The 22546-nt window shown below is 72.7% G+C and carries 22 protein-coding genes; 8 read left to right on the top strand and 14 right to left on the bottom strand.

What is annotated here, in order from left to right; all coding sequences use genetic code 11:
• Positions 1-70 precede the first annotated feature (70 nt).
• Complete coding sequence (locus tag AB0D67_RS08835; protein ID WP_362931518.1) at positions 71-1300, bottom strand: CU044_5270 family protein; 1230 nt, start codon at positions 1298-1300, stop codon at positions 71-73.
• Positions 1297-1842 carry a sigma-70 family RNA polymerase sigma factor gene (locus AB0D67_RS08830; protein WP_362931516.1) on the bottom strand — a complete coding sequence of 182 codons (546 nt, stop codon included), beginning with the start codon at positions 1840-1842 and terminating at the stop codon, positions 1297-1299. Before AB0D67_RS08830 ends, AB0D67_RS08835 begins: the two co-directional genes overlap by 4 nt.
• Positions 1843-2123: 281 nt before the next feature.
• On the opposite strand from AB0D67_RS08830, the gene AB0D67_RS08825 reads away from it, so the two are divergent.
• Complete coding sequence (locus AB0D67_RS08825; protein ID WP_362931514.1) at positions 2124-2744, top strand: pentapeptide repeat-containing protein; 621 nt, start codon at positions 2124-2126, stop codon at positions 2742-2744.
• A 340-nt stretch (positions 2745-3084) separates the two neighbouring features.
• On the opposite strand, the gene AB0D67_RS08820 is transcribed toward AB0D67_RS08825, so the two are convergent.
• Positions 3085-3330 carry a hypothetical protein gene (locus tag AB0D67_RS08820; protein ID WP_362931512.1) on the bottom strand — a complete coding sequence of 82 codons (246 nt, stop codon included), beginning with the start codon at positions 3328-3330 and terminating at the stop codon, positions 3085-3087.
• A gap of 322 nt (positions 3331-3652) precedes the next feature.
• Here AB0D67_RS08820 and AB0D67_RS08815 point away from each other — a divergent pair, with 322 nt between their 5' ends.
• Positions 3653-4492 (top strand): LLM class F420-dependent oxidoreductase, encoded by an 840-nt coding sequence (locus AB0D67_RS08815; protein WP_362931510.1) that lies wholly within the window; start codon positions 3653-3655, stop codon positions 4490-4492.
• A gap of 170 nt (positions 4493-4662) precedes the next feature.
• Entirely contained in the window at positions 4663-5532 is an 870-nt protein-coding gene (locus tag AB0D67_RS08810; protein ID WP_362931508.1) for a hypothetical protein, read from the top strand.
• Here AB0D67_RS08810 and AB0D67_RS08805 read toward each other — a convergent pair.
• Entirely contained in the window at positions 5512-6369 is an 858-nt protein-coding gene (locus AB0D67_RS08805) for an alpha/beta fold hydrolase (RefSeq protein WP_362931506.1), read from the bottom strand. The two genes, AB0D67_RS08810 and AB0D67_RS08805, sit on opposite strands and share 21 nt — an antisense overlap.
• A 172-nt stretch (positions 6370-6541) precedes the next feature.
• On the opposite strand from AB0D67_RS08805, the gene AB0D67_RS08800 reads away from it, so the two are divergent.
• A complete protein-coding gene (locus tag AB0D67_RS08800; RefSeq protein WP_362931505.1) occupies positions 6542-7144 on the top strand; it encodes a TetR/AcrR family transcriptional regulator in 603 nt (200 codons plus the stop codon).
• Positions 7145-7281: 137 nt separating this feature from the next.
• On the opposite strand, the gene AB0D67_RS08795 is transcribed toward AB0D67_RS08800, so the two are convergent.
• Positions 7282-7578, bottom strand: a complete 297-nt coding sequence (locus AB0D67_RS08795; RefSeq protein WP_362931503.1) for a DUF1540 domain-containing protein — start codon at positions 7576-7578, stop codon at positions 7282-7284.
• Between the two features lie 363 nt (positions 7579-7941).
• Here AB0D67_RS08795 and AB0D67_RS08790 point away from each other — a divergent pair, with 363 nt between their 5' ends.
• Together AB0D67_RS08790 and AB0D67_RS08785 are read left to right on the top strand one after the other, a co-directional pair.
• Positions 7942-8493 (top strand): RNA polymerase sigma factor, encoded by a 552-nt coding sequence (locus AB0D67_RS08790; RefSeq protein ID WP_362931501.1) that lies wholly within the window; start codon positions 7942-7944, stop codon positions 8491-8493.
• Positions 8493-9410, top strand: coding sequence for a hypothetical protein (locus tag AB0D67_RS08785; protein ID WP_362931499.1), 918 nt, complete (start codon positions 8493-8495; stop codon positions 9408-9410). The genes AB0D67_RS08790 and AB0D67_RS08785 overlap by 1 nt, the downstream gene beginning before the upstream one ends.
• 168 nt (positions 9411-9578) lie before the next feature.
• Here AB0D67_RS08785 and AB0D67_RS08780 read toward each other — a convergent pair whose 3' ends face one another.
• The 7 genes from AB0D67_RS08780 to AB0D67_RS08750 are packed head-to-tail and all read right to left on the bottom strand — an operon-like array spanning position 9579 to position 17911.
• Positions 9579-11585 (bottom strand): nitrate- and nitrite sensing domain-containing protein, encoded by a 2007-nt coding sequence (locus AB0D67_RS08780; RefSeq protein WP_362931497.1) that lies wholly within the window; start codon positions 11583-11585, stop codon positions 9579-9581.
• A 51-nt stretch (positions 11586-11636) separates the two neighbouring features.
• The gene (locus AB0D67_RS08775) at positions 11637-13157 is read right to left on the bottom strand and encodes an amidohydrolase family protein (RefSeq protein WP_362931495.1); all 1521 of its coding nucleotides are present in this window, start codon (positions 13155-13157) and stop codon (positions 11637-11639) included.
• The gene (locus AB0D67_RS08770) at positions 13154-13972 is read right to left on the bottom strand and encodes an energy-coupling factor transporter transmembrane component T (protein WP_362931493.1); all 819 of its coding nucleotides are present in this window, start codon (positions 13970-13972) and stop codon (positions 13154-13156) included. The genes AB0D67_RS08775 and AB0D67_RS08770 overlap by 4 nt, the downstream gene beginning before the upstream one ends.
• Before the next feature lie 3 nt (positions 13973-13975).
• Positions 13976-14542 (bottom strand): ECF transporter S component, encoded by a 567-nt coding sequence (locus AB0D67_RS08765; protein WP_362931491.1) that lies wholly within the window; start codon positions 14540-14542, stop codon positions 13976-13978.
• Complete coding sequence (locus AB0D67_RS08760; protein WP_362931489.1) at positions 14539-16239, bottom strand: ABC transporter ATP-binding protein; 1701 nt, start codon at positions 16237-16239, stop codon at positions 14539-14541. Before AB0D67_RS08760 ends, AB0D67_RS08765 begins: the two co-directional genes overlap by 4 nt.
• Positions 16236-17396 carry an adenosylhomocysteinase gene (locus AB0D67_RS08755; RefSeq protein ID WP_362931487.1) on the bottom strand — a complete coding sequence of 387 codons (1161 nt, stop codon included), beginning with the start codon at positions 17394-17396 and terminating at the stop codon, positions 16236-16238. The genes AB0D67_RS08760 and AB0D67_RS08755 overlap by 4 nt, the downstream gene beginning before the upstream one ends.
• Positions 17390-17911: a hypothetical protein gene (locus AB0D67_RS08750; protein WP_362931485.1), complete on the bottom strand. Its 522-nt coding sequence runs from the start codon at positions 17909-17911 to the stop codon at positions 17390-17392. The genes AB0D67_RS08755 and AB0D67_RS08750 overlap by 7 nt, the downstream gene beginning before the upstream one ends.
• A 722-nt stretch (positions 17912-18633) precedes the next feature.
• On the opposite strand from AB0D67_RS08750, the gene AB0D67_RS08745 reads away from it, so the two are divergent.
• Positions 18634-18993, top strand: a complete 360-nt coding sequence (locus AB0D67_RS08745) for an HPF/RaiA family ribosome-associated protein (RefSeq protein WP_362931484.1) — start codon at positions 18634-18636, stop codon at positions 18991-18993.
• Positions 18994-19017: 24 nt separating this feature from the next.
• Here AB0D67_RS08745 and AB0D67_RS08740 read toward each other — a convergent pair whose 3' ends face one another.
• A complete protein-coding gene (locus AB0D67_RS08740; RefSeq protein ID WP_362931482.1) occupies positions 19018-19752 on the bottom strand; it encodes an SDR family oxidoreductase in 735 nt (244 codons plus the stop codon).
• A gap of 78 nt (positions 19753-19830) precedes the next feature.
• On the opposite strand from AB0D67_RS08740, the gene AB0D67_RS08735 reads away from it, so the two are divergent.
• Positions 19831-20439, top strand: a complete 609-nt coding sequence (locus AB0D67_RS08735) for a TetR/AcrR family transcriptional regulator (RefSeq protein WP_362931480.1) — start codon at positions 19831-19833, stop codon at positions 20437-20439.
• 25 nt (positions 20440-20464) lie between these two features.
• On the opposite strand, the gene AB0D67_RS08730 is transcribed toward AB0D67_RS08735, so the two are convergent.
• Complete coding sequence (locus tag AB0D67_RS08730; protein WP_362931478.1) at positions 20465-22120, bottom strand: alpha-amylase family protein; 1656 nt, start codon at positions 22118-22120, stop codon at positions 20465-20467.
• Positions 22121-22546: the final 426 nt, after the last annotated feature.

Raw genomic sequence — 22546 nt, 5'->3', positions numbered from 1 at the left:
GGCGGTGTCCCGTACCGGTGGCCCGGTGGGCGAACCGACTCGCCCACCGGGCCACCGGGCCACCGGACCGTCAGGAGGCGGGGCCGTCGTCGGTCCAGCCGGACTCCAGCACGACGTCGGAGTTCCACACCGTGCCCGGATCCGTCCCGGCCTGGAGGCCGCCCGGCCGTACCACGACCCTCTCGGTGGCCAGCGCCTGCCCGGTCCGCTCATCGAAGACCAGGCGGGTGCGCAGGATTCCGTCGTCCCCGGCCGCGGCCTTGCCCATGGCCGACGCCTCCGGCTCGTCGATCGTGACCGCGGTGCCGGCGCGGCCCTCGGTGTCGACGACGTCCCGGGCGACCTCGATGGACGCAAGGCCGGCGAGCATCCGGAACGCCGCGCCGCGCACCTCGGGGGTGACCGGCATGTCGGCGATCAGTCCCGTCGTCACGGTGAACAGCCAGGCGTCCCGCGACATCGGGGTGCTCGACGACTCCGTGCCGTGCCCCTTGTAGGAGCGCAGCAGCCACGCCCTGAGGGCGTCCGGCTCGGACGGCAGGGCGCGCAGGTCCCGCACGCTGACGTTGCGGCCCAGCCAGAACACCTTGTCCCCGTCGGGCAGGGCGCTGCCCGGACCCTTCTGGACGGTCCCGGGTTCGGTGGGCAGCGACAGCTTCGCCCCCTTCTTGCCGGGCACCACGACCGGGATCTCGGCCGGGGAGCCGGCCTCGCGCCACGCCGCTTCGTCCCCGGGGGTCGCGGGACGCGCGCCGAGCGACTGCGAGCTGCTGTGCTGTCGCTGCTCCGGGCCGGTGGCGGACGGGGTCCAGCTCTCGGTCCGCTGCCGGTCCGCGACGGTGTAGTCCGCGCCCTCGGCCCGGAACAGGGTCCGGCGCACCGACACCGTGTGCCACCAGGCACCCGTCCCGTCCGGCCGGCGGGCGGCCCGGTGGGCGGCGGCCAGCAGCACGGTCCGCGCGGAGAGCCGGACCTGCCCGTCCCCCGGCGAGGACCGGGAGGAGTCCGGGGACGACGCGGCCTGCCCGGTCCGCGCGGCGGACGGCGGCGGCGCCGTACCGCCGGTGCCGGTGACCGTGACGGCCACCGCGGTCACCGCGGCGACGACTCCGGCGAGGCCGAGCCCCCATGCCGGCCTCGTGATCGTCCGCCTCCCCCGCGTCCGCCGCACCTGTCGCGCGTCCCTGGGCTGCGCCATGGCGCGTGTGAGCTCCGCCGTCCGGGCGCGCTCGTCGACCGGGCTGTCGTCCCCCAGGTGCGCGGGTCGGGCGGCTCGCAGTCTGTCGATGGGATCGTTCATGACAACTCCTCGCTGAGGTTCCTCATCCGGGGACGCGGGCTCGCCGGGTTCTCCAGGGCCCGCCCGAGCCGTTTGCGCGCGCGGTGCAGCCGTACGCGGAAGGTCGCCTGGGAGCAGCCGACGACGCGGGCCGCGTCACGCGGGGAGAGCCCCTGCCAGGCGACCAGGACCAGGACCTCCCGGTCGTCCTCGGGCAGCTCCGCCAGCGCGGCCAGCACGCCGAGGCGCTCGGCCACCTCGTCGGCGACGTCGGCCCGCCGTACGCCGTCCCCCGTCGCCGCGGTCCAGGACCGCAACTCGGCGCCGAACGCCTCCCGCCGCGCCTCGGCCCGCACGGTGTCGCGCAGCACGTTGCGGGCCACTCCGAGGAGCCACGGCAGAGCCGGTTCCGGCACGTCCTCCAGCCGCCGCCAGGCGATCGCGAAGGTCTCGCTCACCACCTCGTCCGCCACCTGCCGCCCGGCGCGGCTGACCACGTAGGCCCACACGCGCTGCCGGCACTCGTCGTACATGCCGGTGAACCTGCGTGAATCATCCGTCAACGCCCGGCCCCTTCCGTCCCGGATGTTCTTCTGACACCGGGAAGTGGTCCGGGCCCGCCCGTTGTTACGGGGTGCCCCGGAGAATTTCACGGTCGCGCCGGACTCCGCGCGGGGACAGGCGCTCCGTGCCGCACCGGGACGCGGACTCCGCATCCGGGTACGGGCGCCGCTCCGAGCCGGATTGTCGGACCGGGTCGATACCGTCGCGAGGGCCGGCGCCGTCCCGGACCGGCGCGGGCGCGGTCCGGCGCCCGTCCCCGCGAGCGAAGGACCCGCACGTGATGGCCGACCGCAAGTACGGCGTGCCCGCGCCCGAGACCCACTCGACCATCCGGTCGGAGGACTGGGACAGCGAGGACCTCTCGGGCCGGCGATACGAACGGGTCGCCTTCGTCGACGTGGACATGACCGAGGCGACGAGCCGGGGCGCGACGTTCCACGAGTGCGTCTTCCGCGACGTGCGGTTCAACGCCTCCGTCCACTCCGACAGCGCGTTCACCAACTGCGTCTTCGGGAAATGCGTGTTCTTCGACGCGACCTTCACCGGCTGCAAGCTGGTGGGCAGCGTGTTCGGCGACTGCTCCTTCAACCTCCTGAAGGTCGAGGGCGGCGACTGGTCGTTCGCCGGGCTCCCCGGGGCCGACCTGCGCGGGGTGACCTTCCGGGACGTACGGCTGCGCGAGGCCGATCTCACCAAGGCGCGCTGCGAGGGCGCGACGCTCCGGGACACCGATCTGTCGGGCGCCTCGCTGCACAGCGCCGACCTCACCCGCGCCGACCTGCGGGGAAGCGACCTGTCAGCCGTCGATCCCCTCGTCGTCACGCTGAAGGACGCGGTCATCGACGTACGGCAGGCCGTCACGCTCGCCATCGCCCTGGGCCTGCAGGTCCGCTCCGACTGATCCGCCCCGCCGCCACCCCCGGCCCACCGCTCCGGCGGCACCGGCCCGATCCCGTACGGCCCGCTCAGGAGAGACTCCGGCCGGAACGGCCGATCCGGCACCATCGGCTTCTCAGCTCAACCGGAGTCCGGTCGCTCATCGGTATTCTCAGAGAAAAGGGCTGCGCGCCCGTTCCGTGGTGGAATCGGGCGCGCAGCCGGGACGTTCCCGGTTCGCCTATGTCTCGTTCAGGTGTGGTGCCGTGGATACTCCGCCTCACCCGGCACCGGGCCCTGCCGTCCGCCCGGGAGTGGGAAACGGGTCCGTCCCTCTCCGCGCTTGGTCACGCGCGGAGACGGTCTCAGTCGTCGTCCTCGTCGCCGTCGTCCTGGCGAGCGTGGTGGCCGTCGTCGAAGAAGTCCTGCAGGGCCAACGCCAGGAAGAACTCGTCGTCGTCGCCGTGGCCGTGGCCGGCGGCCACGGTGAGGCCCGTGTTCCCGGCGACCGGGGCCATGGACGTGGCCTGTGCCGGGACGGCGTAGGCACCGGCGAAAACGACTGCGCCGAGAGCTGCCGCGGCGAGCGACGCGGCGGTCTTGATTTCCATGCGATCCTCCGATTTCAGGAGGACAGATTCGTCCTCATGAGTTACCGACGTCCTAAGAATGCCCACCGTCGAATACCAAAAGAAACCGCAAAGCACTTATACTTCGGCAAAGCCAGGAAGAGGTATATAAATAAGAAGTGAATTGGACATTTCACCTTATTTCGGGGTTAATCGTATTCCGCGAGGAATGAAAGCCCGGCGTCCTCCGGTCACCGGGCCGGCTCCCGGGTCCGCGCCCCGCCGGGGAACGGGCCGGAGACCTGGGGAAAAGATGGCCGGGCGCCTTCCGGGGGCTGGGAACGCGGCGGGTTACGTTGGGACGATGGACTCTGGTTTCGGGTACTTCGCCACACACGACGCGGTCGGCCCCGACGTGATCGCCAGGCTGGTCGAGGAGCGCGGCCACCAGGCGCTGTTCTTCAGCGAGCACACCCACATCCCCGCGGGGGAGAAACTGCCGGAACGGCCCGAGGGCGGCGAGCTGCCCCGCAAGTACTGGCACACCTACGACCCGTTCGTGGCGTGCACGGCGGCCGGGCTCGCCACCACGCGGCTGCGCGTGGGCACCGGGATCTGCCTGGTGCCGCAGCACGACCCGATCGGCCTGGCCAAGACGGTGGCGAGTGTGGACGACCTCACCGGCGGGCGCTTCGAGTTCGGGATCGGGGCGGGGTGGAACGACCCGGAGATCCGCAACCACGGGGTGGACCCGGCGCGGCGCTTCGCGGTGATGAAGGACTACGTGCGGGCGATGCGGGAGATCTGGACGCACGACGCGGCCTCCTACGACGGAGAGTTCGTCTCCTTCGGCCCGATCTGGTCGTGGCCCAAGCCCGCGCAGCGCCCCTGCCCGCCGATCCTGGTGGGCGGCACCGGCCCCAAGGTCCTCGACCGGGTGCTCTCGTACGGCGACGCCTGGCTGCCGAACTACTCCCCAGGGATCCTGGACCGGGTGAAGGAGCTGTTCCGGCGGGCGGGCGACGCCGGGAAGAGCGTCGAGGTCGTCATGATGTCGGCGCCCGCCGACCCCGACGTGCTCCAGGCGATGGAGGAGGCCGGGGTCGGCCGGGCGATGGCGTGGCTGCCGTCGGCCGGGCTGGACCGCGTCCGGCGCGAGATGGACGCCTTCGAGACGGCGCTCGCGGAGGCCCGCGGCGAGTGAGGGTCCCGTCCGCCCCGCCCGGCCCGTGACGCGTGACGGGCCCGAGGCGGCCGGCCGCCGGGCGCGGCGCCCATGAGCGCGGGCACCGCGTGGGACTCCCGATGCCCGCGCGGGTCCCGGTGTGGCACGCTGTCCCGGACAGCGCACGCCAACACGGGATAAATCGCGAAATGACCGATAGGGATGCCACCGGCCAGGGCAGTGCCATGGACCTGCTGGAACGGATCGGCTCGGTGGTGCTCCCGGTGGGCATCGCGCTCTACGCCCTGCTGTACCTCGGCGTCCAGCAGATGTACGGGATCTTCAACATCAGCCCCGAGCAGGCGGGCATCGACCAGGCGACCATGTTCGGTCGCCTGGTGGGATCGCTGATCCTGCTGATCCTGGGAGGCTCGCTGGTCCTGGGTGCGCTGGTGGCCCTCTGCTGGCTGATGAACAGGGCCACCCTGGGGCACGCGGCCAGGCTGGCCCGCGCCGTACGGGCGCGGCCGTGGGCGGCGGCGGCCCTGGGCGCGGTGTGGTGCGGCGCGACGTACTGGGGTTTCCTCGGCTACCTGGACCTCGACGAGGGCGCCGGGCTCGCCTCGGTCGTGCTGGTCGCCGCCGTCATCGGGGCCGTCTCCTTCCTGGTGCCGTTCCGGCTGCTGCGACGCCGCCCGGCGGGCCGGGCCGGGATGCGGGTGGTGATGGCCGCGTTCACCGGCATCGGGCTCGGCTTCGCGCTGATCGGACAGCTGGAGTCGGACGCGGAGGCGCTCGCCGCCACGGGGCGGGGGAGCATCGTGCTGAGCCTGGCCGGCTTCCAGGACCAGTGGGTGGTCGCCGCCGCCCCCGGCAAGGGGACCCCCCTGTACGGCGGGACGCCCCTGCTGCTGCTCGGTGAGCACGAGGGCACCTACGCGTTCTACGACTGCGCCCGGCGGGAGACCTTCCGCCGCCCGATGGACGAGACCGTACTCCGGGGGATCGAGCTGGAGCCCGACCACGACGAGGGCTTCACCTGCGGCACGCCCGCCCCCTCAGCCGATCAGGGCGGCTGAACGCAGGAACTCCGCGACGGCGGAGGCGACGCCCCCGGGGTCGGCCGCGTAGACGAAGTGGTCGGTCTCCAGCTCCACGAGGCGGGTGCCGGGCCGCCGCTCGACCATGGCACGCGCGTCCCCGGCGGAGATGACGCCGCCCCGGGTGGCGCGGATCACCAGGGCCGGGCAGGTGCTCGCCGTCCAGTCGGCCCAGTGGTCACCGCGGTTGGCCTGCTCGGACGCGTGGATGTCCTCGGGGTGGAACGGCAGGCGCCAGCTTCCGTCGGGGTTCTCCCGCAGGGCGTCGGCGAAGAACGGCGCGAAGTGGCCCATCCCCTCGATCATCGTCTCGCGGGTGGGCGCCTCGTACGGCAGGGAGAGCACGAAGGCCAGCGGGTCGGGGCCGCCGTCCAGGCCGAGCCGTACCGGCGCGTCGACGTTGACGAACGCGGAGACCCGCTCGGGGTGGCGGGCGGCGAGCTGGTAGGCGTTGATGCCGCCCAGTGAGTGGCCCAGGAGCACGGCGCGGTCGAGGCCGAGGTGGTCGAGCAGGGCGACGACGTCGGCGACGTACCCCTCGCGCGAGTAGTCGGACGCCCGGTCCGACTCGCCGTGCCCGCGCTGGTCGGGGGCGATGACCCGCCACTCCGGGGCCAGCGCGGCGGCCACCTCGGCGAAGCTCGCCCCCTCGGACATGTGGCCGTGCAGGGCGATGAGGGGACGGCCGGGGCCACCGAAGTCGACGTAGGACAGGCGCCGCCCGTCGATGCGGAACCCGGCCCGGACAGGGGCGGTCGGCTGAGCTGTCGGCTGGGCTGTGGTCTGGGCGGCCGGCTGGGCGGTGGTCTGGTTCATGGCTGGCCCTCTCGCGGTCTCGCGGTCTCACGGTGTCGCGGTGTCGCGGTCACGCCCCGGTGGCGTGTGACCGGAACGCTACGCCGTTTTGCGCATTTGCGCAATGCATATGCCTAAGGCATTTGCGCAACAACGGACCGCCAGGTGGAGCGGAGGCCAGTACCATCCCGGCATGGGAAATCGCGAGGATCTGATCGCCGGCGCCCGGCGCTGCCTGGAGGAGAAGGGGTGGGCGCGGACCACCGTCCGCGACATCTCGGCCGCCGCCGGAGGGGTCAGCATGGCGGCCATCGGCTACCACTTCGGCTCCCGGGACGCGCTGCTCATCGCGGCGCTCATCGAGGCGATCGACGAGTGGGGCACCGAGACCGGGCGCACGCTCGCCGCCTACGGCGACGCGGGCTCCTCCTCGACGGAGAACTACGAGGCCATGTGGACGCGGATCATCGAGTCGTTCACCGCCGGCCGGAGGCTGTGGCTGGCCAGCATCGAGGCGGCCCTGCAGGCGGAGCACTCCCCCGAGCTGCGGCGTCACCTGTCGGGAAGCCAGCAGGAGGGGCGGCGCGGGCTGACCGCGCTGCTGTCGGGGGTCCCGGAGGAGAAGATCACCGACGCGGCGACGCGCACGCTCGGCTCGGTGCAGATGGCGCTGCTCTCCGGCGTCATGGTGCAGTGGCTGATCGACCCGGAGAAGTCGCCGACCGGGCCGGAGGTGGTCGAAGGGCTGCGGGCACTGGTGGACGTCATCGGCCCGCCTCCGGCCCCGGCCTCGTGACCGGCCCCTCGATCACCTTCGGGGCCGCATGACGGGCCCCGGGACCGGACGACGGGCCGCGCGGCCAAGCGGCCAGGCGGCCAGGCGGTCTGGCAGGCGGGCGGTCAGGCAGGCGGGCGGTCTGGCAGGCGGGGCGGTCAGGCGGTCTGGTAGACGGGGTCGTAGGTGAGGCAGTCGGCCCCGCCCTGTCCCGCCCCGACGGCGATGCCCGGTGCCTGGCACTCGAACTGCTCGTTGTGCCGGCAGTCGGCCATCTTGCACGCGCCGACGCGGCCGGTGCCGGCCGGATCGCCGCCCTTGACCGAGTCGGTGAAGAAGGTGTCGCACCGCGCGTGCCGCCGGTCGCCCACGGTGATCGCCAGCGCGTGGCATCCCTGGTCCCTGTTGTACGCGCAGTTCTCGGCCTGACATCGGTTCACGATGGGCATCTCCATCGGAAGTCCTCCTCGCACCCTTGAAGCATCACGCTGAGTAGAGGGTTCGTACCGAAAAGCGGTCTCCGCCAAGCCCGGCTCGGTCCCAAATCTTCGCCAGCCACCGTTCCGCCGCTCCACCCCCCGTCCGGCCAACTCCTGTTCAGCCGCCTCCCGTCCGATCAGCTCCCGTCCGGCCACCCCCGTCCGGCCGCCTCCTGTTCAGCCGCCTCCCGTCCGGTCAGCTCCTGTTCGGTCGCCCCCTGTCCGGCCGCTCCGCCTGACCCCCGGAGTACCGCTTTTCCGGAAATATCGGTGGAGGCGTAACACCGCGCCGCACCCGGACAGGTGCAGGGTGACGAGTACCCGGCGAAAGGCGACAGCGTGGGCCCCCCTGACCCGAAGGGACGCTTCGAGGAGATCTACGAGGCGCACTATCCCGACCTGCTCGCCTACGTGCGGCGCCGTACCGGCTCCCCCGACGACGCCGCCGACGCGCTCGCCGAGACGTTCACCACGGCCTGGCGGCGGATGCGCGACATCCCCGACGGTCACGACGCGAAGCTCTGGCTGTACGGGGTGGCCCGGCGGGTCCTGGCCAACCGGCGACGCGAGGAGACCCGGCGGTCCGCGCTGGCCGTACGGCTCCGCGCCGAGCTGACCGTCTGGGCCGAGGACCTCGTGGAGGACGACGCGGTCGGCGTACGCCAGGCGTTCATGCGCCTGCGCCCCGAGGACCGGGAGCTGCTCGCCCTTGCCAGCTGGGAGGGCCTGAGCGGTGAGGAGATCGCGAAGGTGCTGGGATGCTCGCACGGCGCGGTGCGGCTGCGGCTGCACCGGGCCCGCAGACGGCTCGCCAGGGAGCTGCACGCGGCCGGATTCGACGTGACCAGGTACGGCTCGCGCGCGGTCGCGCTGGTGAGAGGGAGGATCTGATGCCCGACATCGACCGTCTCGTCGCCGGGATCGCCCCCGACCCCGGGCCCGGCATGACCCCCGGCGCCAGGGAACTGCTGGACGAGATCACCGCCATGCCGGTCCCCGCCGCCGGAGGGCTCCGCCGTCGCCTCTCCACGGGCGGACACCGCCGGCGCGTCACCGCCCCCCGCGGCCCCTCACGGCTCCCCCGGCGGTCCGCCATGCCGCTCGTGACCGGGATCGCCGCGGCCGTGACGATGCTGAGCTGGGCGCTTCCCGGCCTGTTCGGCACCGCCCCGGCCTCCGCCACCCTCGATATCAAGCAGGAGGGCGACCACTACGTCATCACGGTCAAGGACCTCTACGCCGACCCGGGGATGTACGAGCGCGAGCTCAAGGCCCGCGGACTGGACATCACGCTCATGCTCGTACCGACGTCTCCGAGCCTGGTCGGCCAGATGGTCGTGCTCAACGGGGGGCACGAGGGGATACGGCAGGGGCGGGTCATCCCCGAGCAGGACGCCATCAAGACCATCGACGCCCCGGGGGACTGCGTCCGGTTCGCGGGCTGTTCGATCGGTCTGAGGGTGCCGGTGGGGTTCAGGGAGAAAGGCGAGATCTTCCTCGGCCGGAACGCCCGTCCCGGCGAGACCTACACGATGCCGCCCGGCATCGACATGCCCGGCGAGCCGCTTCACTGCGTGGACTACGTCAACAGGAGCGTCGACGAGGTGCGGGCGATGCTGCGGGCACGCGGCGTGGAGCCGGAGTTCACCCACTACGGCGCCGAGCGGGGCGAGAAGACCTCGACCCCGGGCGACTGGTACGTCCACGACGGCGTCATGAGCGCCGAGGGCAGGGCGCGCGTACTGGCCGTCCCCACACCGAACGACGCTCCCCGCCCGATGGACGCCCGCTGCCCCGAGGGCTCCTGAGCCGGCCGCCCGAAGCACCCCGGCCTCCTGAAGGGCTTCCTGAAGGCGGGGCCTCCGGCGGACCGGTCCCTCCCCTCTCCCGGACGCGTTCCCGGCGGGTGAGCGGACCGGTCTCCGCCCCCGGTCCCTGCCTGGCCGCCGCGCTCGCCGTACGGGAGGCGGCGGAGGTCATTCGGCGACGGGTGCGGCGGTGACCTCTCCCCGCGTGGCCGTTCCGGGCGTGTTCTCCGCCGGCACGGCCGTCGGGGACCCCGCCTCCTCGGGGCCCGCTTCGGAGTCTGCGGCTCCGGGGCCGGCTTCGGGGCCGGCGAGCATGGACTGCGGGATGAGGACGATCGCGACGGTGCCGCCGAAGGGTGAACGGCTGAGCGTGACCCTGATGCCGTGGCGGGCGGCGAGATGGCCGACCACGAACAGGCCGAGCTGCTCGCCGTCGACGGTGTCGAACCGGGGCGGGTGGGACAGGCGCTCGTTGATCTCGGTGATCTCGTGCGCGGGGAGGCCGAGCCCGCGGTCCTCGATCTCGATCGCGAAACCCCAGCCGACCGCCTCGCCCCGGACGTCCACCCGGGTGGTCGGCGGGGAGAACACGGTGGCGTTCTCCAGCAACTCGGCCAGCAGGTGGGTGACGTCGGCCGTGGCGGACCCGGCCAGCCTGACGTCCGGCATGGGCTGCACCTCGATCCGCCGGTACTCCTCGACCTCGGCCACGGCCCCGCGGACCACGTCCACGAAGGAGACGGGGTGGCGCCAGGAGCGTCCGACCGTCGCCCCGGACAGGATGACCAGTCCCTCGGCCTGCCTGCGCATGCGGGTGGTGAGGTGGTCCAGCCGGTAGAGGTCGTCCAGCGTTTCGGGCCGGGTGGCCTTGCGCTGCATGGCGTCGAGCTGGGAGAGCTGGCGGTGGACCAGCGACTGGGTGCGTCTGGCCAGGTTGCGGAAGACCCGGTTGAAGCCGTGGCGGAGTTTCGCCTCCGCCACGGCCGACTCGACGGCCGTCCGCTGGACGCTGGCGAACGCCCGGCCGACGTCGACGATCTCCACCGTGGTGCCGCCCGTGGAGATGGCCGGGGCGTCGGCCTCCACGTCCACCGACTCACCGGCGCGCAACCGTTCGACGACCCGCGGCAGCCGGACCTCGGCCAGCTCGACGGCGGCCCGGCGCAGGCCGCCCAGCTCCGCGGCGAGGCCGCGGCCCAGGCGCGCGGACAGCACCACGGCTCCGATGATCGCGGCGAGGCCCAGCCCTCCGGCCAGGACGATCCGCAGGATGATCCCGCCGGCGGCGTCGTCCGCGCGCTCGTTCAGCGCCCCCGACTGGGTGATCACGAGCCGGTCGAGCTCGTCGCCGACCGCGGTGACCGAGGAGGGCCAGGCGCCGGAGTCCTTGGGGAGCCGCGACGTGTCGACGATCTCGTCCTCCAGGCCGGTCAGCCGGCGGTGGACGGCGGAGTCGAGCAGCGTCTGGAACGGGGCGCGCAGCTCGTCGTCCAGGGTCGACGTGCCCTCGACGAGCAGCAGCCGCCGGTTCGGGGCGAACGCCTCGATCGCCTCGTACTCGTCATGGGCCAGTGTTCCCGTACGGATCGCGCCGGAGACCAGCGCGTCCTCCCGGGAGATGAGGTCGCGCGCGTGCGCGATCCGCTGGAGCCCGACGGCCTGCCGGTAGAGCTCGACCTCGGAGATGGTGACGAGCTTGTCCTGGAGCCGGTAGGCCGCGTCGACGACCCGGCTGAACGCCTGCACGGCTTCCAGCCGGTCGGAGGCCCCGGCGTCGACGTCGCGGCGGACGGAACGCAGTTTCTCGGTCTCGGTGACGACCCGGTCGATCGCCGCGGCCAGTTCGGGCGTGGTGACCGCGGCGGCCTCCTGGGAGGTGGCCCGCAGGCGGAAGTCGGTGACGGCCTTGTCGGTCCGCCGGCGGACGTCGGTCAACGTCCCGGGGCGGGGGGTGGCGGTGCTGAGCACGATGGCGGAGAACCTGCGCTCGTTCTGCACGCGTATGACCAGCTCGGTGGCGGGTTCGGAGATCTGTTCGTACAGGGTGGTGGCTTCGCGCAGGGTGAAGAAGTCGCCGACGACGTGGCCGGTGACGAACGTCCAGAGCGCGATGAGCGCCACGATGGGCAGGCTCAGCAGCGAGTAGAGCTTGAAGCGGATGGTCTGGGATGCCATGTCACCACGCCCGGAATATGAGCAGATACAGAGAAAAATCGGAAATTGACATCAGCCGGCGCCCGCCGTCTGGAAACCCGTGACCCCGGCGTCCGCCGCCCCGGAACCCACCGCCCCGGAACCCACCGCCCCGGAACCCGCGGATCCGTGAACAGCCGATCCGTGAACCGCCGACCCGTGACCAGCCGGCCCGTGACCAGCCGCCCCGTGAACCGCCGGCCCGTGACCAGCCGCCCCGTGACCGGCCGATCCGGAACGCGCCGCGTCCCAGAGCGTCGCGCCGCCGACGATCGTGGCGACGCAGCGGCCCGCCCCCTCCTCCACCAGCGCCCGGTACGGCTCCCGCCCGGCGGCGACGTCGAAGACCGCGAAGTCGGCCGGGCCGCCCGCGGAGAGCCCCCCGGTGATCCCCAGGGCGCGGGCGCCGCCCAGCGTCGCGGCCTCGACGAGCCGCCGGTCCAGGTCACCGGCCCGGTAGCCCTGCCGTACCGCGAGGTCGCGCAGCGCCGCCACGTCGTGGAGCAGGTCCAGTGAGGGGGAGGACGCCAGCGAGTCCGTGCCGACCGCGATCGGGTTGCCCTCGGTGAGCAGGGCGGCCACGTCGGGCCCCTCCTCGCCGAGCGTCCGGTTGGAGCGCGGGCAGAGCGCGACGGCGGTGCCGCGCTCGCGGAGCAGCGCCCGGTCGGCGGCGTCGAGATGGACGCCGTGCGCGACGTGGCAGTCCGGTCCGAGCATGCCGAGCGCGTCCAGGAAGGCGGCCGGCCCGAGCCCGGTGCCGCCCTCACGCAGGATCGCGAAGTCGAACCCCAGCTCCCGCACCATCCGCGCCAGCGGCCCGGTCCCGGAGACCGTGTACTCCCGTTCGTGCCTTCCCTCTGCGAGGTGGACGTGCAGGCGCATGCCCCGGGAGCGGGCGAGCCGGGTCACGTCCCGCAGCGTCCCGGTGTCGAGGGTGTAGGGCGCGTGCGGGGACACCCCCAGCGGCGGACCGGCCGCGTCGAGCAGGGCGGTGAACCGCTCGCGCCCCGACGCGGCCCAGTCGGCGTCGGTGTCGCCGAGGGTCTCCAGGTACGGCAGGCCGCCCAGCCCCGCTTCGCGCAACGCGTGCGCCGCCGCGAGGTCGGTGACGACGTCGGCCGCCGAGGTGGTGCCGGACCGCAGCAGCCACCGGGCGCCGTCCCGCGCGGCGGCGGCCCAGCCGGCCGGTCCGGCGCAGGCCGCGCCGGAGGCCCCGGGCTCCGGGACGGGAGAGGCGGCGGGAGGATCCGCAGAGGTCGAGGATGTCGAGGAGAGGGCGTGGTAGACCTCGTCGAAGGCCGTGGACCATTCCTCGAAGGAGGCGTGGGGGCGCCGCCCCACCTCGGCCATGTGCGTGTACTGCAGGTGGGTGTGCGCGTTGACCAGCCCGGCGACGAGCATCCCCTCCCAGCGGGTCTCCGCCTCACCGGGCCACGCGGCCAGGATCTCCCGGCGCGGGCCGAGCGCGGCGACGCGGCCGTGCCGTACGACCAGGGCGGCGTCGCGGACGAAGGGGGCGCTGACCGGGAGGACCAGCGGCGCGGAGTGGATCACGGAATCCACACCTCGCCGAACGGTCCCCACACCTTGGCGGCGGTCATCACCGCGGCGAGCGCGGCGAAGGCGGCCAGGACCAGGCGGTCCGCGCGGTCGAAGCCGAGCTCGCGCATCCAGGTGCGGTGCTTGGCGCCGAAACCGCGCAGGTCCATGGCGTTGACGGTGTCCTCGGCGTCGACGAGGGCGTTCACCGTCACCGGGACGACGATCGGCCGCAGCGAGGCGAGCTTCCTGATCGGGTTGCGGCTGCGGCTGTGGTCGTAGCCGCGCACCCGCTGGGCGTCGATGGTCTCCCGGATCGCGACGGCGGTGGACGGCAGGAAACGGAACGTCAGGTCCACGCCGTAGGCGAGGCGCTGCGACAGCCGGAGCCGGGCGAAGGCGACGCCGAAGTCGGTGGGGGCGATGGCGAAGGCCACGGGGAAGCCGACCGCGGCCAGCGAGCCGTAGCGGACGAGCAGGTCGGCCGCGTAGGACAGCGTGACCACGCGGACCTCGGTCCCGGTGATCGGCATGGCGAACAGCGCCTCCCCCGCCCCGGACCGGGTGTCCGCGGGGGTGAAGACGCTGTTCACCAGCACCAGCATCGTGGTGAAGAACAGCACGAAGAACCAGTTGGCCCTGACCTCGCGCCACGGGATGCGCGCGGCGCGGTAGTAGACCAGGGCCACCGCGGCGCACAGGAGCATGCCCCGCAGGTCCGCGATGTTCGCCACCGCCACGAGATAGAGCACCGGCACCAGCAGGAGCACGCGCGGATCACGCCGCGCGAGGAAGGAGCCCGCACCCAGATACCGTGGCGTGACGTCCATCGGCTAGCGCCCGGCCCGCTTGGCGAGCGGCTCCCAGGCGGCGTCCAGCGCCGGGGTCAGGATGACGACCGCGAGGCCGTTGGTCAGCAGTGCGGGCAGGTAGTTGGAGAAGAGGAACGTGTCGAAGCTCGTGTTCGCGATCAGGAACATGTCGGTGATCACGAACAGCAGGCCGATCGCCGTCGCGGCGAGCGCGCCCAGGGCGGTGACCACGATCCGGACGAACTCGTTCGCGATCGGCGGGATCGCGGCGAAGATCAGCCCGGCCACCGCGCCGACCAGGCCGTTGGCCACGCTCCAGTTCCAGTACGTGAGGCCGCCGCCCTGGATGAGGTCGATGATGAGGTTTCCGACGAAGCCGGTGAAGAAGCCCGCGATGACGCCGAACCGCTTGCCGAAGAACGGCACCAGGGCGAACGCGGGCCGTACGGCGACGTTCTGGGTGCCGGGGATGACGATGCTGATCAGACCGAGCACGGCGTAGAGCGCCGCGCCGACGGCGCCGAACACGACCGTTCTGGAGTTGACCGCCCACTGCGACGAGCGCGGTGGCAGTGCCTCGGTGCTCATGGGTGTGTGCTTCCTTCCTGGTGGGGGGTGAGGCGCGCGAGATCGAACGGGTGAGGGACCGCTTCCCCGTCCCGGACGCGGTCGCGGACGGCCCGGACCAGACTCGTCTCCCGGAGTCCGGCACGCGACCACAGTCCGGAGTCCCCGGCGAGCGCCGCGGGGGCGGCGTCGGCGACGATCCGGCCCTCGTCGACCACGACGACGCGGTCGGCGGAGGTCAGTGCCAGGTCGACGTCGTGGGTGATGAAGTAGACGCTCTCGGCGGCGTCCAGGACCCGCGTCATGAACCGCGTGGTGCTGAGCAGGTCCTGCCCGGCGGTCGGCTCGTCGAGGATGAGCGTGCGGGGCCGCATGGCCAGGGCCAGGGCGACGGTGAGACGGCGTTGCTGGCCGAACGAGAGGGTGCGCGGCGCGCGTTCCATGACGTCGGCCTCGTCGTCGAGGAGCATGGAGCGCAGCACCTCCCGTGAGACCCGCTCGATCTCCTCGGCGGACCGGCCCAGATTGCGCGGGCCGAACGCCAGCTCGTCGCGGACCGTCGCGCAGAACAGCGCCTGCCCGGGGTTCTGGAACACGTAGCCGAAGGTGGTCGCCAGTTCCAGCGTCGACCGCTCGGTGACCGGCGCGCCGTCCACCGTGACGTCGCCGCGCAGCGGTTCCAGGAGCCGTACGGCGGCGCGCAGCAGGGTGGACTTGCCCGCCCCGTTGCGTCCGAGGATCGCGACCCGCTCACGCGGTCCGAGCGCCAGGTCCACGCCGTCGAGCACGGTCCGCGCGCCGTATCCGAGGGCCGCGCCCCGGTAGCCGAGCCGCGCGGCCTCCCCGCCCGGCGCGGAGCCGGGCGCCGTGGTCCCGCGGCCGGGCCCATGACCGGGCGTGTGGCCGGGCGTGTGGCCGGAAGCCGCGGTCTCCCGGCCCGGGAGGGCCGGCGCGGCGGGCAGTTCGGCGGCGCGGGCCACCAGCGTCTCGAAGGGCAGCTTCACGTGCTCCACGGGCGCGGTGGCCAGGAAACCGGGCACGTCACCCGAGTACCGGACCCGTCCTTCCGCGAGGTAGAGGACCCGGCTGGGCGCGAAGCGGAGGATCTCCTCGACCCGGTGCTCGACGACCAGCGCGGCGCCGCCGTCGTCGACGAACCGGCGCAGCTCCCGCATCAGCCTCAGGCTCGCCTCCGTGTCGAGGTTGGCCAGCGGTTCGTCCACCAGGATCACCCGGGGCCGCATCACCAGGACCCCGGCGAAGGCGACCATCTGCAGCTCGCCGCCGCTCAGCTCGGCGGTGGGCCTGCCGAGCAGGTGCCGGATGCCCACCCGTTCGGTGACCTCCGCGATGCGGCGGCGGATCTCGGGCCTGGGCAGGCCCAGGTTCTCCGGGCCGAAGGCCAGCTCGGCGTCGACGACGGTGCCGACGATCTGCTTGCGCGGGTCCTGCAGCAGCGTGCCGACGACGGTGGACAGCTCCCTGACGCTCTGCGCGGCCACCGGCCGTCCGCCGACCACGACGTCGCCGGTGACCTCGGCCCGATAGGCGTGCGGGATGAGCCCGTTGAGCAGCCGCAGCAGCGTGCTCTTCCCGCCGCCCGAGGGACCGCTGACCAGGGTCAGGTCTCCCGGGCCCACGGCGAGGTCCACCTCGGAGAGCACCTCCTGGCCGGTGGAGCGGTAGCGGACCGAGGCGCCCGCGACCTCGACGATCACAGGCCCTTCCCCAGGAAGTCCCGCTGGGACGCGGACGGCTCGTCGAGGGCGACGCCCAGCGCGCACAGCTTGGCGCGGGCGATCCGTTCGTCGAGCTCCTCCGGCACGGGGTGGACGGCCGGCTCCAGCGCGGGACCGTACGCCAGCAGGTGCTCCAGGGCGAGCGCCTGAACCGACAGCGACAGATCCATGATCTCGATCGGGTTCCCCTCCGCAGCGGCGCAGTTCACGCACTCCCCGTCCGCGAGCACGGTCACGCCCGGCGGCGTCTCCGCCACCTCGACCTCGTCCGGCACTCCCCCGGCGACCGCGACCACCGTGCCGGGCCGCATCGCCCGCAGGTGCCCGCCGGTGATCGTGCGCGCGACACCGGTCGCGGAGAACACCAGATCGGCCTGCGCGCACGCCTCCGTCAGCGGGAGGACCTCGTGGCCGTCGTGGTGGGCGCGGAGCGCGGCGAACGGGTCCACCTCGGACACCAGGACGCGGGCTCCGAGCGCGCGGGCGTAGCGGGCCACGCCCTGGCCGACGTGGCCGTAGCCCGCCACCGCGCAGACCGACCCGGCGAGCCGGAGCCCGGTCAGGTCCGCCGCGGCCATCACGCACGACTGGCCGGTCCCGTGGACGTTGTCGAACAGGTACTTCGAGCGGGCGTCGTTCACGGCCAGCACGGGTATCCGCAGCTCGCCCCGGGCCGCCATCACCCGCAGGGGGCGCAGGCCGCTGGTGGTCTCCTCGGCCGCCCCGGCGAGGTTCCCGACCAGGTCCTCGGCGTGGGCCAGCCGTACGACGCGGGAGCCGTCGTCGGCCAGGGCGTCAGGTCCGGCGCGGAGCACGCGCCGGGCGAAGCCGAGGTCCTGGTCGGGCGAGGCGTCGGAACGCGCGAGTACGGAGATCCCCTCGGCGGCCAGGGCCGCCGCCACCTCGTCGTCGGTCTCGCCCGCCGCGCAGGTCACGATCACCTCGGCCCCGGCTCCGGCGAGGGCCAGCGCCAGGTTCGCGGTCTTGGGCTCCAGCACGAGCACCAGGCCGATCCGGCGGCCGGTGAGGTCGAGCCGCCCGGTGACCGCGTCCAGCACCGGCATGAACCGCCGGGCCCAGGCGATCCGGTCCGCCCCGCGTGCCGCCAGGGAGGCGTCCCTGATGTCGGTCAGCACGCCATGTCCAGCACGAACACCTCGCGGGCGGGGTCGAGGCGGTAGGCGGTGACGCCGTCGCGGACGCGCGTCCCCCGGAGTCCGGGTGGGAGGCCGGCCACCGCGGCGGGGGTTCCGGTTCCGTCCGCCTGCCGGGTTCCGGCCCCGTCCGCCTGCCGGGTTCCGGTCCCGTCCGCCCGTCCCCCGGCGGAGACGCTCCCGACGGCCTCTCCGGTGCCGGGAGGCGGGCCGGCGAGGACCAGGATCGTCCCGTCGCGTAACAGGGAGAGGTGCCGCTCACCGGCTCCGATCACCATGTCGGCGACGGCCACCGCCTCCTCCTCCGGCAGGACCCGATGGCCGTCGAGGGCGGCCGCCGGGTCGGTGAGGAGGGTCTGCGCGCCCATCGCGCGGAGGCACGCGGCCAGTTCCGGCTCCCGCCCGAGGACGGCCACGCGCCTGCCCGCCATCAGGAGATTGGTGAGCCGGAGGATGGTCTGGATCGCGGTCTGCGCCGTGCGATGCCCGTCGATCATCTTCCCGGTCCCTGATCAGATCTTTCGCAAGATCCGATTAAAGGGGAGAGCCGAGGGCGGTGACAATGCTCTTTCCCTTATTTCAGGATTTTTCCCTGAAAAAGATCAATTCGGCAACGCGCAGGTCACCGCCCGGTGTCGCCGGGCCCCGTTCCCGATGGAGTTCCCGGCGGAGACGTCCCGCGATGCACGGGCGACCTGGAGGTTCGTGATCCCTCCCCCTCCACGGTCGCCGATCCGGTGTTCCCCGGCGGGAGGTGACCGGCGTCCGGCAGGCGTTCGGGGGCCGTCGCCCCCACCGGGCCCGTGCCCGCGCCCGGATCAAGCAGTGATCATGAATGCCAGGCCGAGCAGCACGATGACGGGGATCAGCCACACCACGGCTTCGACTGCGAACTCCTTGTACACGGCTGATTTCTCCTTTTAGGTTCTGCTCAATGCCTGGTTCCGGTCATGCGAAGCATATTCGCCCGTCAGGACGACGCCGTACCGGACCCGGACCGGCCCGGCCCGGCCTCCCGGGGACGCCCCGCATAGTCCGCCGACGGCCGGGTACGGCCAGCACAACCGTCGGCGGCCGGGTGCGGCCCGGCCGGGACGACGGGGTCCGATGCGGAAAGCGGGAAGGGCCGGGACCGCGGCGACGCACGGCGCGGCGCCGGGAACGGCTCCTCGGCCGCCGGACCACATGACGAGAAGACACCGAGCTGGTAGGAGGATCCATGACGATGAAGAGCGCGGGCGAGGAGCAGGTGAACATCGTCGATGAGCGGCTCTATCTCGGCACGGGTTTCGCCGACGACGAGCGTCCCGGCATCGTGGAACGGTTCACCCCGCTGGAGAAGCGGCTGCGCTCCCATCCCCTCGGCTCGGTGGATCTGCTGCTGAACGTCAAGAACCGCGACCGGGCCGAGCAGAAGGTCACCCTCGAGTGCCGGCTGGCGGGCACCGACCCGCTGGTGGCCACCTCGGGCGAGGAGGACATGACCTCGGCGCTGAACGAGGTCCGCGACGACCTCATCCAGCAGCTCGACAAGCTCAAGACCAAGCGCGACCCCCGTCACCAGCAGCGCCACCCCTGACGCCGCCGATGGAGCCGGCTCCGGTCAGAGACCGGAGCCACCGGTGGCGTCGAGGGTGGAGCCGGTGACCCAGCGGGCGTCGTCGGAGGCGACGAAGGCCACCACGTCGGCGACGTCCTCGGGCGTGCCGACCCGGCCCAGGGCGGCGTGGCTCGCCGCGAACGCCTCGGCCTCGGGGTCGCCGCGCAGCCAGTCGGCGTTGATGTCGGTGTCGACGAACCCGGGGGCGACCGAGTTCACCGTGATCCCGCGCGGCCCGAGCTGCTTGGCGAGGGCCTGGCCCATCACCTCGATCGCCGCCTTGGTCCCGGAGTAGGCGATGGTCCCGGGGAAGGCGATCCTGACCACCCCCGAGGTGATGTTGACGATGCGCCCGCCGTCCCGCATGAGCGGGAGCGCCCGCTGGATGATGAAGAGCGGCGCCTTGACGTTCACCGCGTAGACCCTGTCGTACAGCTCGGGCGTGAGCTCCTCGATCGGGACCGAGGCGTTGATCCCGGCGTTGTTGACCAGGATGTCCAGTCCGTCGATCTCCGGTTCCAGCGCGGCGAAGAGCGTGTCCACGTCGCCGGGCACGCCCAGCTCGGCCCGTACGGCGAAGGCCCGGCCCCCGGCCCCGGTGATGTCCGCGACCGTCCCCTTCGCCGCCGCCTCGTCCCTGGCGTAGTGGACGGCCACCCGCACGCCGTCCCGTCCCAGCCGCAGCGCGATCGCCCGGCCGATCCCCCGGCTCGCACCCGTCACCAGAGCTGTCCTCATGTCGCCCTCCTCTTTTCTGTAGCGCTCGCTACAGAAAGAACCGTAACACGATTCTTTAACGGTCGCTACACTTGGGGCATGGGGAGGCAACGCGAGTTCGACCGGGACGCGGCGCTGGAGAGCGCGCTGCTGGAGTTCTGGCGGCACGGCTACGAGGCGACCTCGATCGCCTCGCTCACCGCGGCCATGGGCATCCGCCCGCCCAGCCTGTACGCCGCCTTCGGCGACAAGCGGCGGCTGTTCGACGAGGTGGTCGAGCGCTACCAGCGCACCCACGGCGCCTTCACGTCACGGGCGCTGCGCGAGGAGGCGACCGGCCGGGCCGCGATCGCCCGGTTCCTCCGCACCGCCGCCGCGGAGTACACCGACCCGTCCCACCCGCCCGGCTGCCTGGTGATCAGCGCGGCGGTCAACTGCGGCCCGGGGTCGGCGGAGGTGGAGGGGTACATGCGCCGCCTCAGGGAGGCGGGCAAGGCGGCGATCGCCGAGCGAATCGCCGGGGACGTCGCGGCGGGCCGGCTCCCGGCGGACACCGACGTCGTCGCGCTGACGACCTTCTACGCCGGTGTCCTCCAGGGCATGTCCACCCAGGCCCGCGACGGCGCCGGCCGCGAGGAGCTGGAGCGCGTCGCCGACCTCGCCATGCTCGCCTGGCCCTCGGAAGGCCGCGACCCGGACGCCCGGTGATCCCAGGCGGGCGTCCGGGCCGGGGTCACCGGTTCTTGGCCGAGCTGTCCTCCGGCGCCGCGTCGCGCGGAGTGGCGCGGAGCCAGCGCGTGCCGTACGGCTCCAGCGTGAACGTGAGCTTGCCGCTCTTGGGGAGGTCATGCGTGCCGTCCACCAGCAGGTCGACGAGCGTGTCGCAGTGGTCGAGACCCTCCAGGACGAGCTCCACGTTCGCCTCGCGGCCCGCGAAGTTGTGCACCGCGATCACGGCTCCGCCCTCGGCGTCGGCCCGGTGGGCCAGCACGGCGGCGTCGTCCCCGGTGTCCAGCACCTCGTAGTCGCCCCAGGCCAGCTCGGGGCACTCCCGGTAGCGCTCGATCAGCAACATGATCCACCTGAGCAGCGAGTCGGGGTCGCGGCGCTGGTCGCTCACATTGACGTTCCGCGGGCCGAACTTCCCGGTGGGCGAGGGGACCGAGACCTTCGGGTCGGGCGAGAAGCCGCCGGAGGGAGACCACTGCATCGGAACCCGGACGGCCATCCGGCCCTCGCCCTTGAGGTTCTCGCCGAGACCGATCTCCTCGCCGTAGAAGAGCACCGGAGTGCCCGGCAGGGAGAACAGCACGCTGTAGGCCAGCTTGAGCCGGCGCGGGTCCCCGTCGAGCATCGGCGGCAGGCGGCGGCGGAGCCCCCGGTCGTACACCTGCATGTCCTTCGTGGGGCCGAACGCGTCGAAGACCTCCTGTTTCTCGGCCTCGGTGAGCTTGTCCAGGGTCAGCTCGTCGTGGTTGCGGACGAACATGGCCCACTGGGAGTCGTCCGGTTCCTTGGGCCGCTCGCGCAGGGCGGCCGCCAGCGCCCGGGGGTCCTGGCGGGCCATCGACAGGTGGAACCGCTGCATGGCGATGAAGTCGAAGCACATGGTGACCTCGTCGCCGTTGCCGTCGCCGAAGTACTTCATCAGGTCGGGGTAGGGCAGGTTCACCTCGCCGAGCAGGATCGAGGTGCCGTCGCGGCGGTTCATGAACGCCCGCAGGTCGGCGAGGAACTCGTGCGGGTCGCCGGAGATGTCCTCGATCAGGAACGGCACCGCGTCCACCCGGAACCCGGACAGCCCCAGCTCCATCCAGAAGCCGAGGATGCGGGCGATCTCGTCGCGCACCTCGGGGTTGGCGGTGTTCAGGTCGGGCTGGAAGCGGTAGAAGCTGTGGTAGTAGTACTGCCCGGTCTTCTTGTCGAGCTCCCAGAGGCTGTCCTCCTTGTCAGGGAAGACGATCGCCTTCGGATCGAACTCCGCGGGCTCGTCACGCCAGATGTACCAGTCCCGCTTGGCCGAGTCGCGGCTGGAGCGGGCCTCCTTGAACCAGGGGTGCTGGTCGGAGGTGTGGTTGACCACCAGGTCGGCGATCACCCGGATCCCCCGGTCCCTGGCCGTGCGCATGAACTCCACGAAGTCGCCCAGGGTGCCGAGCCGTGGGTCCACCGAGTAGAAGTCGGTGATGTCGTAGCCGTCGTCGCGGTCCTCGGTCGGGTAGAACGGCATCAGCCAGATGCAGGTCACCCCGAGCCGGGAGAGATGGTCGACCTCCTGGGCGAGCCCCCGGAAATCGCCGATGCCGTCACCGTTGCCGTCCTTGTAGGTCTCGACGTCAAGGCAGTAGACGACGGCGTTCTTCCACCAGAGGTCGGCTGTGTAGGTCATTCGCATACATCCGCACTACCCTCGCTTGGCCCTTTCATGAGGGAAGCGCGGGACCGCGGAGCACGGTCCCGCCCGGAGAGCGCCGGCCACGGGGTACGGCCGCCCCGCGCGGAGGACACGGACCATGGGGTACGGCCCGCGTGGACGGTCCTGACCACGGGGTACGGCCCCGCACGGGAAAGCCGCGGGACCCGGGCCCGCACGGGAAAGCCGCGGGACCCGGCCCCGCACGGGAAAGCCGCGGGACCCGGGCCCGCACGGGAAAGGCGCGGGACCCGGGCCCGCACGAGAAAGGCGCGGGCCGTGAAGCCCGCGCCTTCTCGTTCGTCCGGTACCCGCCCGCTCCGCCGACGCGCCGGTCACATGTGCGACCCGTCGGCCGGAGGGCCCTTCGCGGGGCCCTCCGGCGTCTCTCACGACCGGCGG

It is taken from the genome of Streptosporangium sp. NPDC048047 (genome assembly GCF_040653115.1).
GTDB lineage: Bacteria > Actinomycetota > Actinomycetes > Streptosporangiales > Streptosporangiaceae > Streptosporangium.
Note: the sequence above shows the minus strand (reverse complement) of the source record. Positions and strands in the feature narration are given on the sequence as shown.

Coding starts and splice junctions, on each gene's coding strand:
- AB0D67_RS08805 (WP_362931506.1), bottom strand. CDS start 6,369: ATGAACCAGACCACCGCCCAGCCGGCCGCCCAGACCACAGCCCAGCCG.
- AB0D67_RS08735 (WP_362931480.1), top strand. CDS start 19,831: ATGGGGAGGCAACGCGAGTTCGACCGGGACGCGGCGCTGGAGAGCGCG.
- AB0D67_RS08730 (WP_362931478.1), bottom strand. CDS start 22,120: ATGACCTACACAGCCGACCTCTGGTGGAAGAACGCCGTCGTCTACTGC.
- AB0D67_RS08820 (WP_362931512.1), bottom strand. CDS start 3,330: ATGGAAATCAAGACCGCCGCGTCGCTCGCCGCGGCAGCTCTCGGCGCA.
- AB0D67_RS08810 (WP_362931508.1), top strand. CDS start 4,663: ATGACCGATAGGGATGCCACCGGCCAGGGCAGTGCCATGGACCTGCTG.
- AB0D67_RS08740 (WP_362931482.1), bottom strand. CDS start 19,752: ATGAGGACAGCTCTGGTGACGGGTGCGAGCCGGGGGATCGGCCGGGCG.
- AB0D67_RS08770 (WP_362931493.1), bottom strand. CDS start 13,972: ATGGACGTCACGCCACGGTATCTGGGTGCGGGCTCCTTCCTCGCGCGG.
- AB0D67_RS08815 (WP_362931510.1), top strand. CDS start 3,653: ATGGACTCTGGTTTCGGGTACTTCGCCACACACGACGCGGTCGGCCCC.
- AB0D67_RS08800 (WP_362931505.1), top strand. CDS start 6,542: ATGGGAAATCGCGAGGATCTGATCGCCGGCGCCCGGCGCTGCCTGGAG.
- AB0D67_RS08835 (WP_362931518.1), bottom strand. CDS start 1,300: ATGAACGATCCCATCGACAGACTGCGAGCCGCCCGACCCGCGCACCTG.
- AB0D67_RS08765 (WP_362931491.1), bottom strand. CDS start 14,542: ATGAGCACCGAGGCACTGCCACCGCGCTCGTCGCAGTGGGCGGTCAAC.
- AB0D67_RS08785 (WP_362931499.1), top strand. CDS start 8,493: ATGCCCGACATCGACCGTCTCGTCGCCGGGATCGCCCCCGACCCCGGG.
- AB0D67_RS08795 (WP_362931503.1), bottom strand. CDS start 7,578: ATGGAGATGCCCATCGTGAACCGATGTCAGGCCGAGAACTGCGCGTAC.
- AB0D67_RS08745 (WP_362931484.1), top strand. CDS start 18,634: ATGACGATGAAGAGCGCGGGCGAGGAGCAGGTGAACATCGTCGATGAG.
- AB0D67_RS08780 (WP_362931497.1), bottom strand. CDS start 11,585: ATGGCATCCCAGACCATCCGCTTCAAGCTCTACTCGCTGCTGAGCCTG.
- AB0D67_RS08750 (WP_362931485.1), bottom strand. CDS start 17,911: ATGATCGACGGGCATCGCACGGCGCAGACCGCGATCCAGACCATCCTC.
- AB0D67_RS08825 (WP_362931514.1), top strand. CDS start 2,124: ATGGCCGACCGCAAGTACGGCGTGCCCGCGCCCGAGACCCACTCGACC.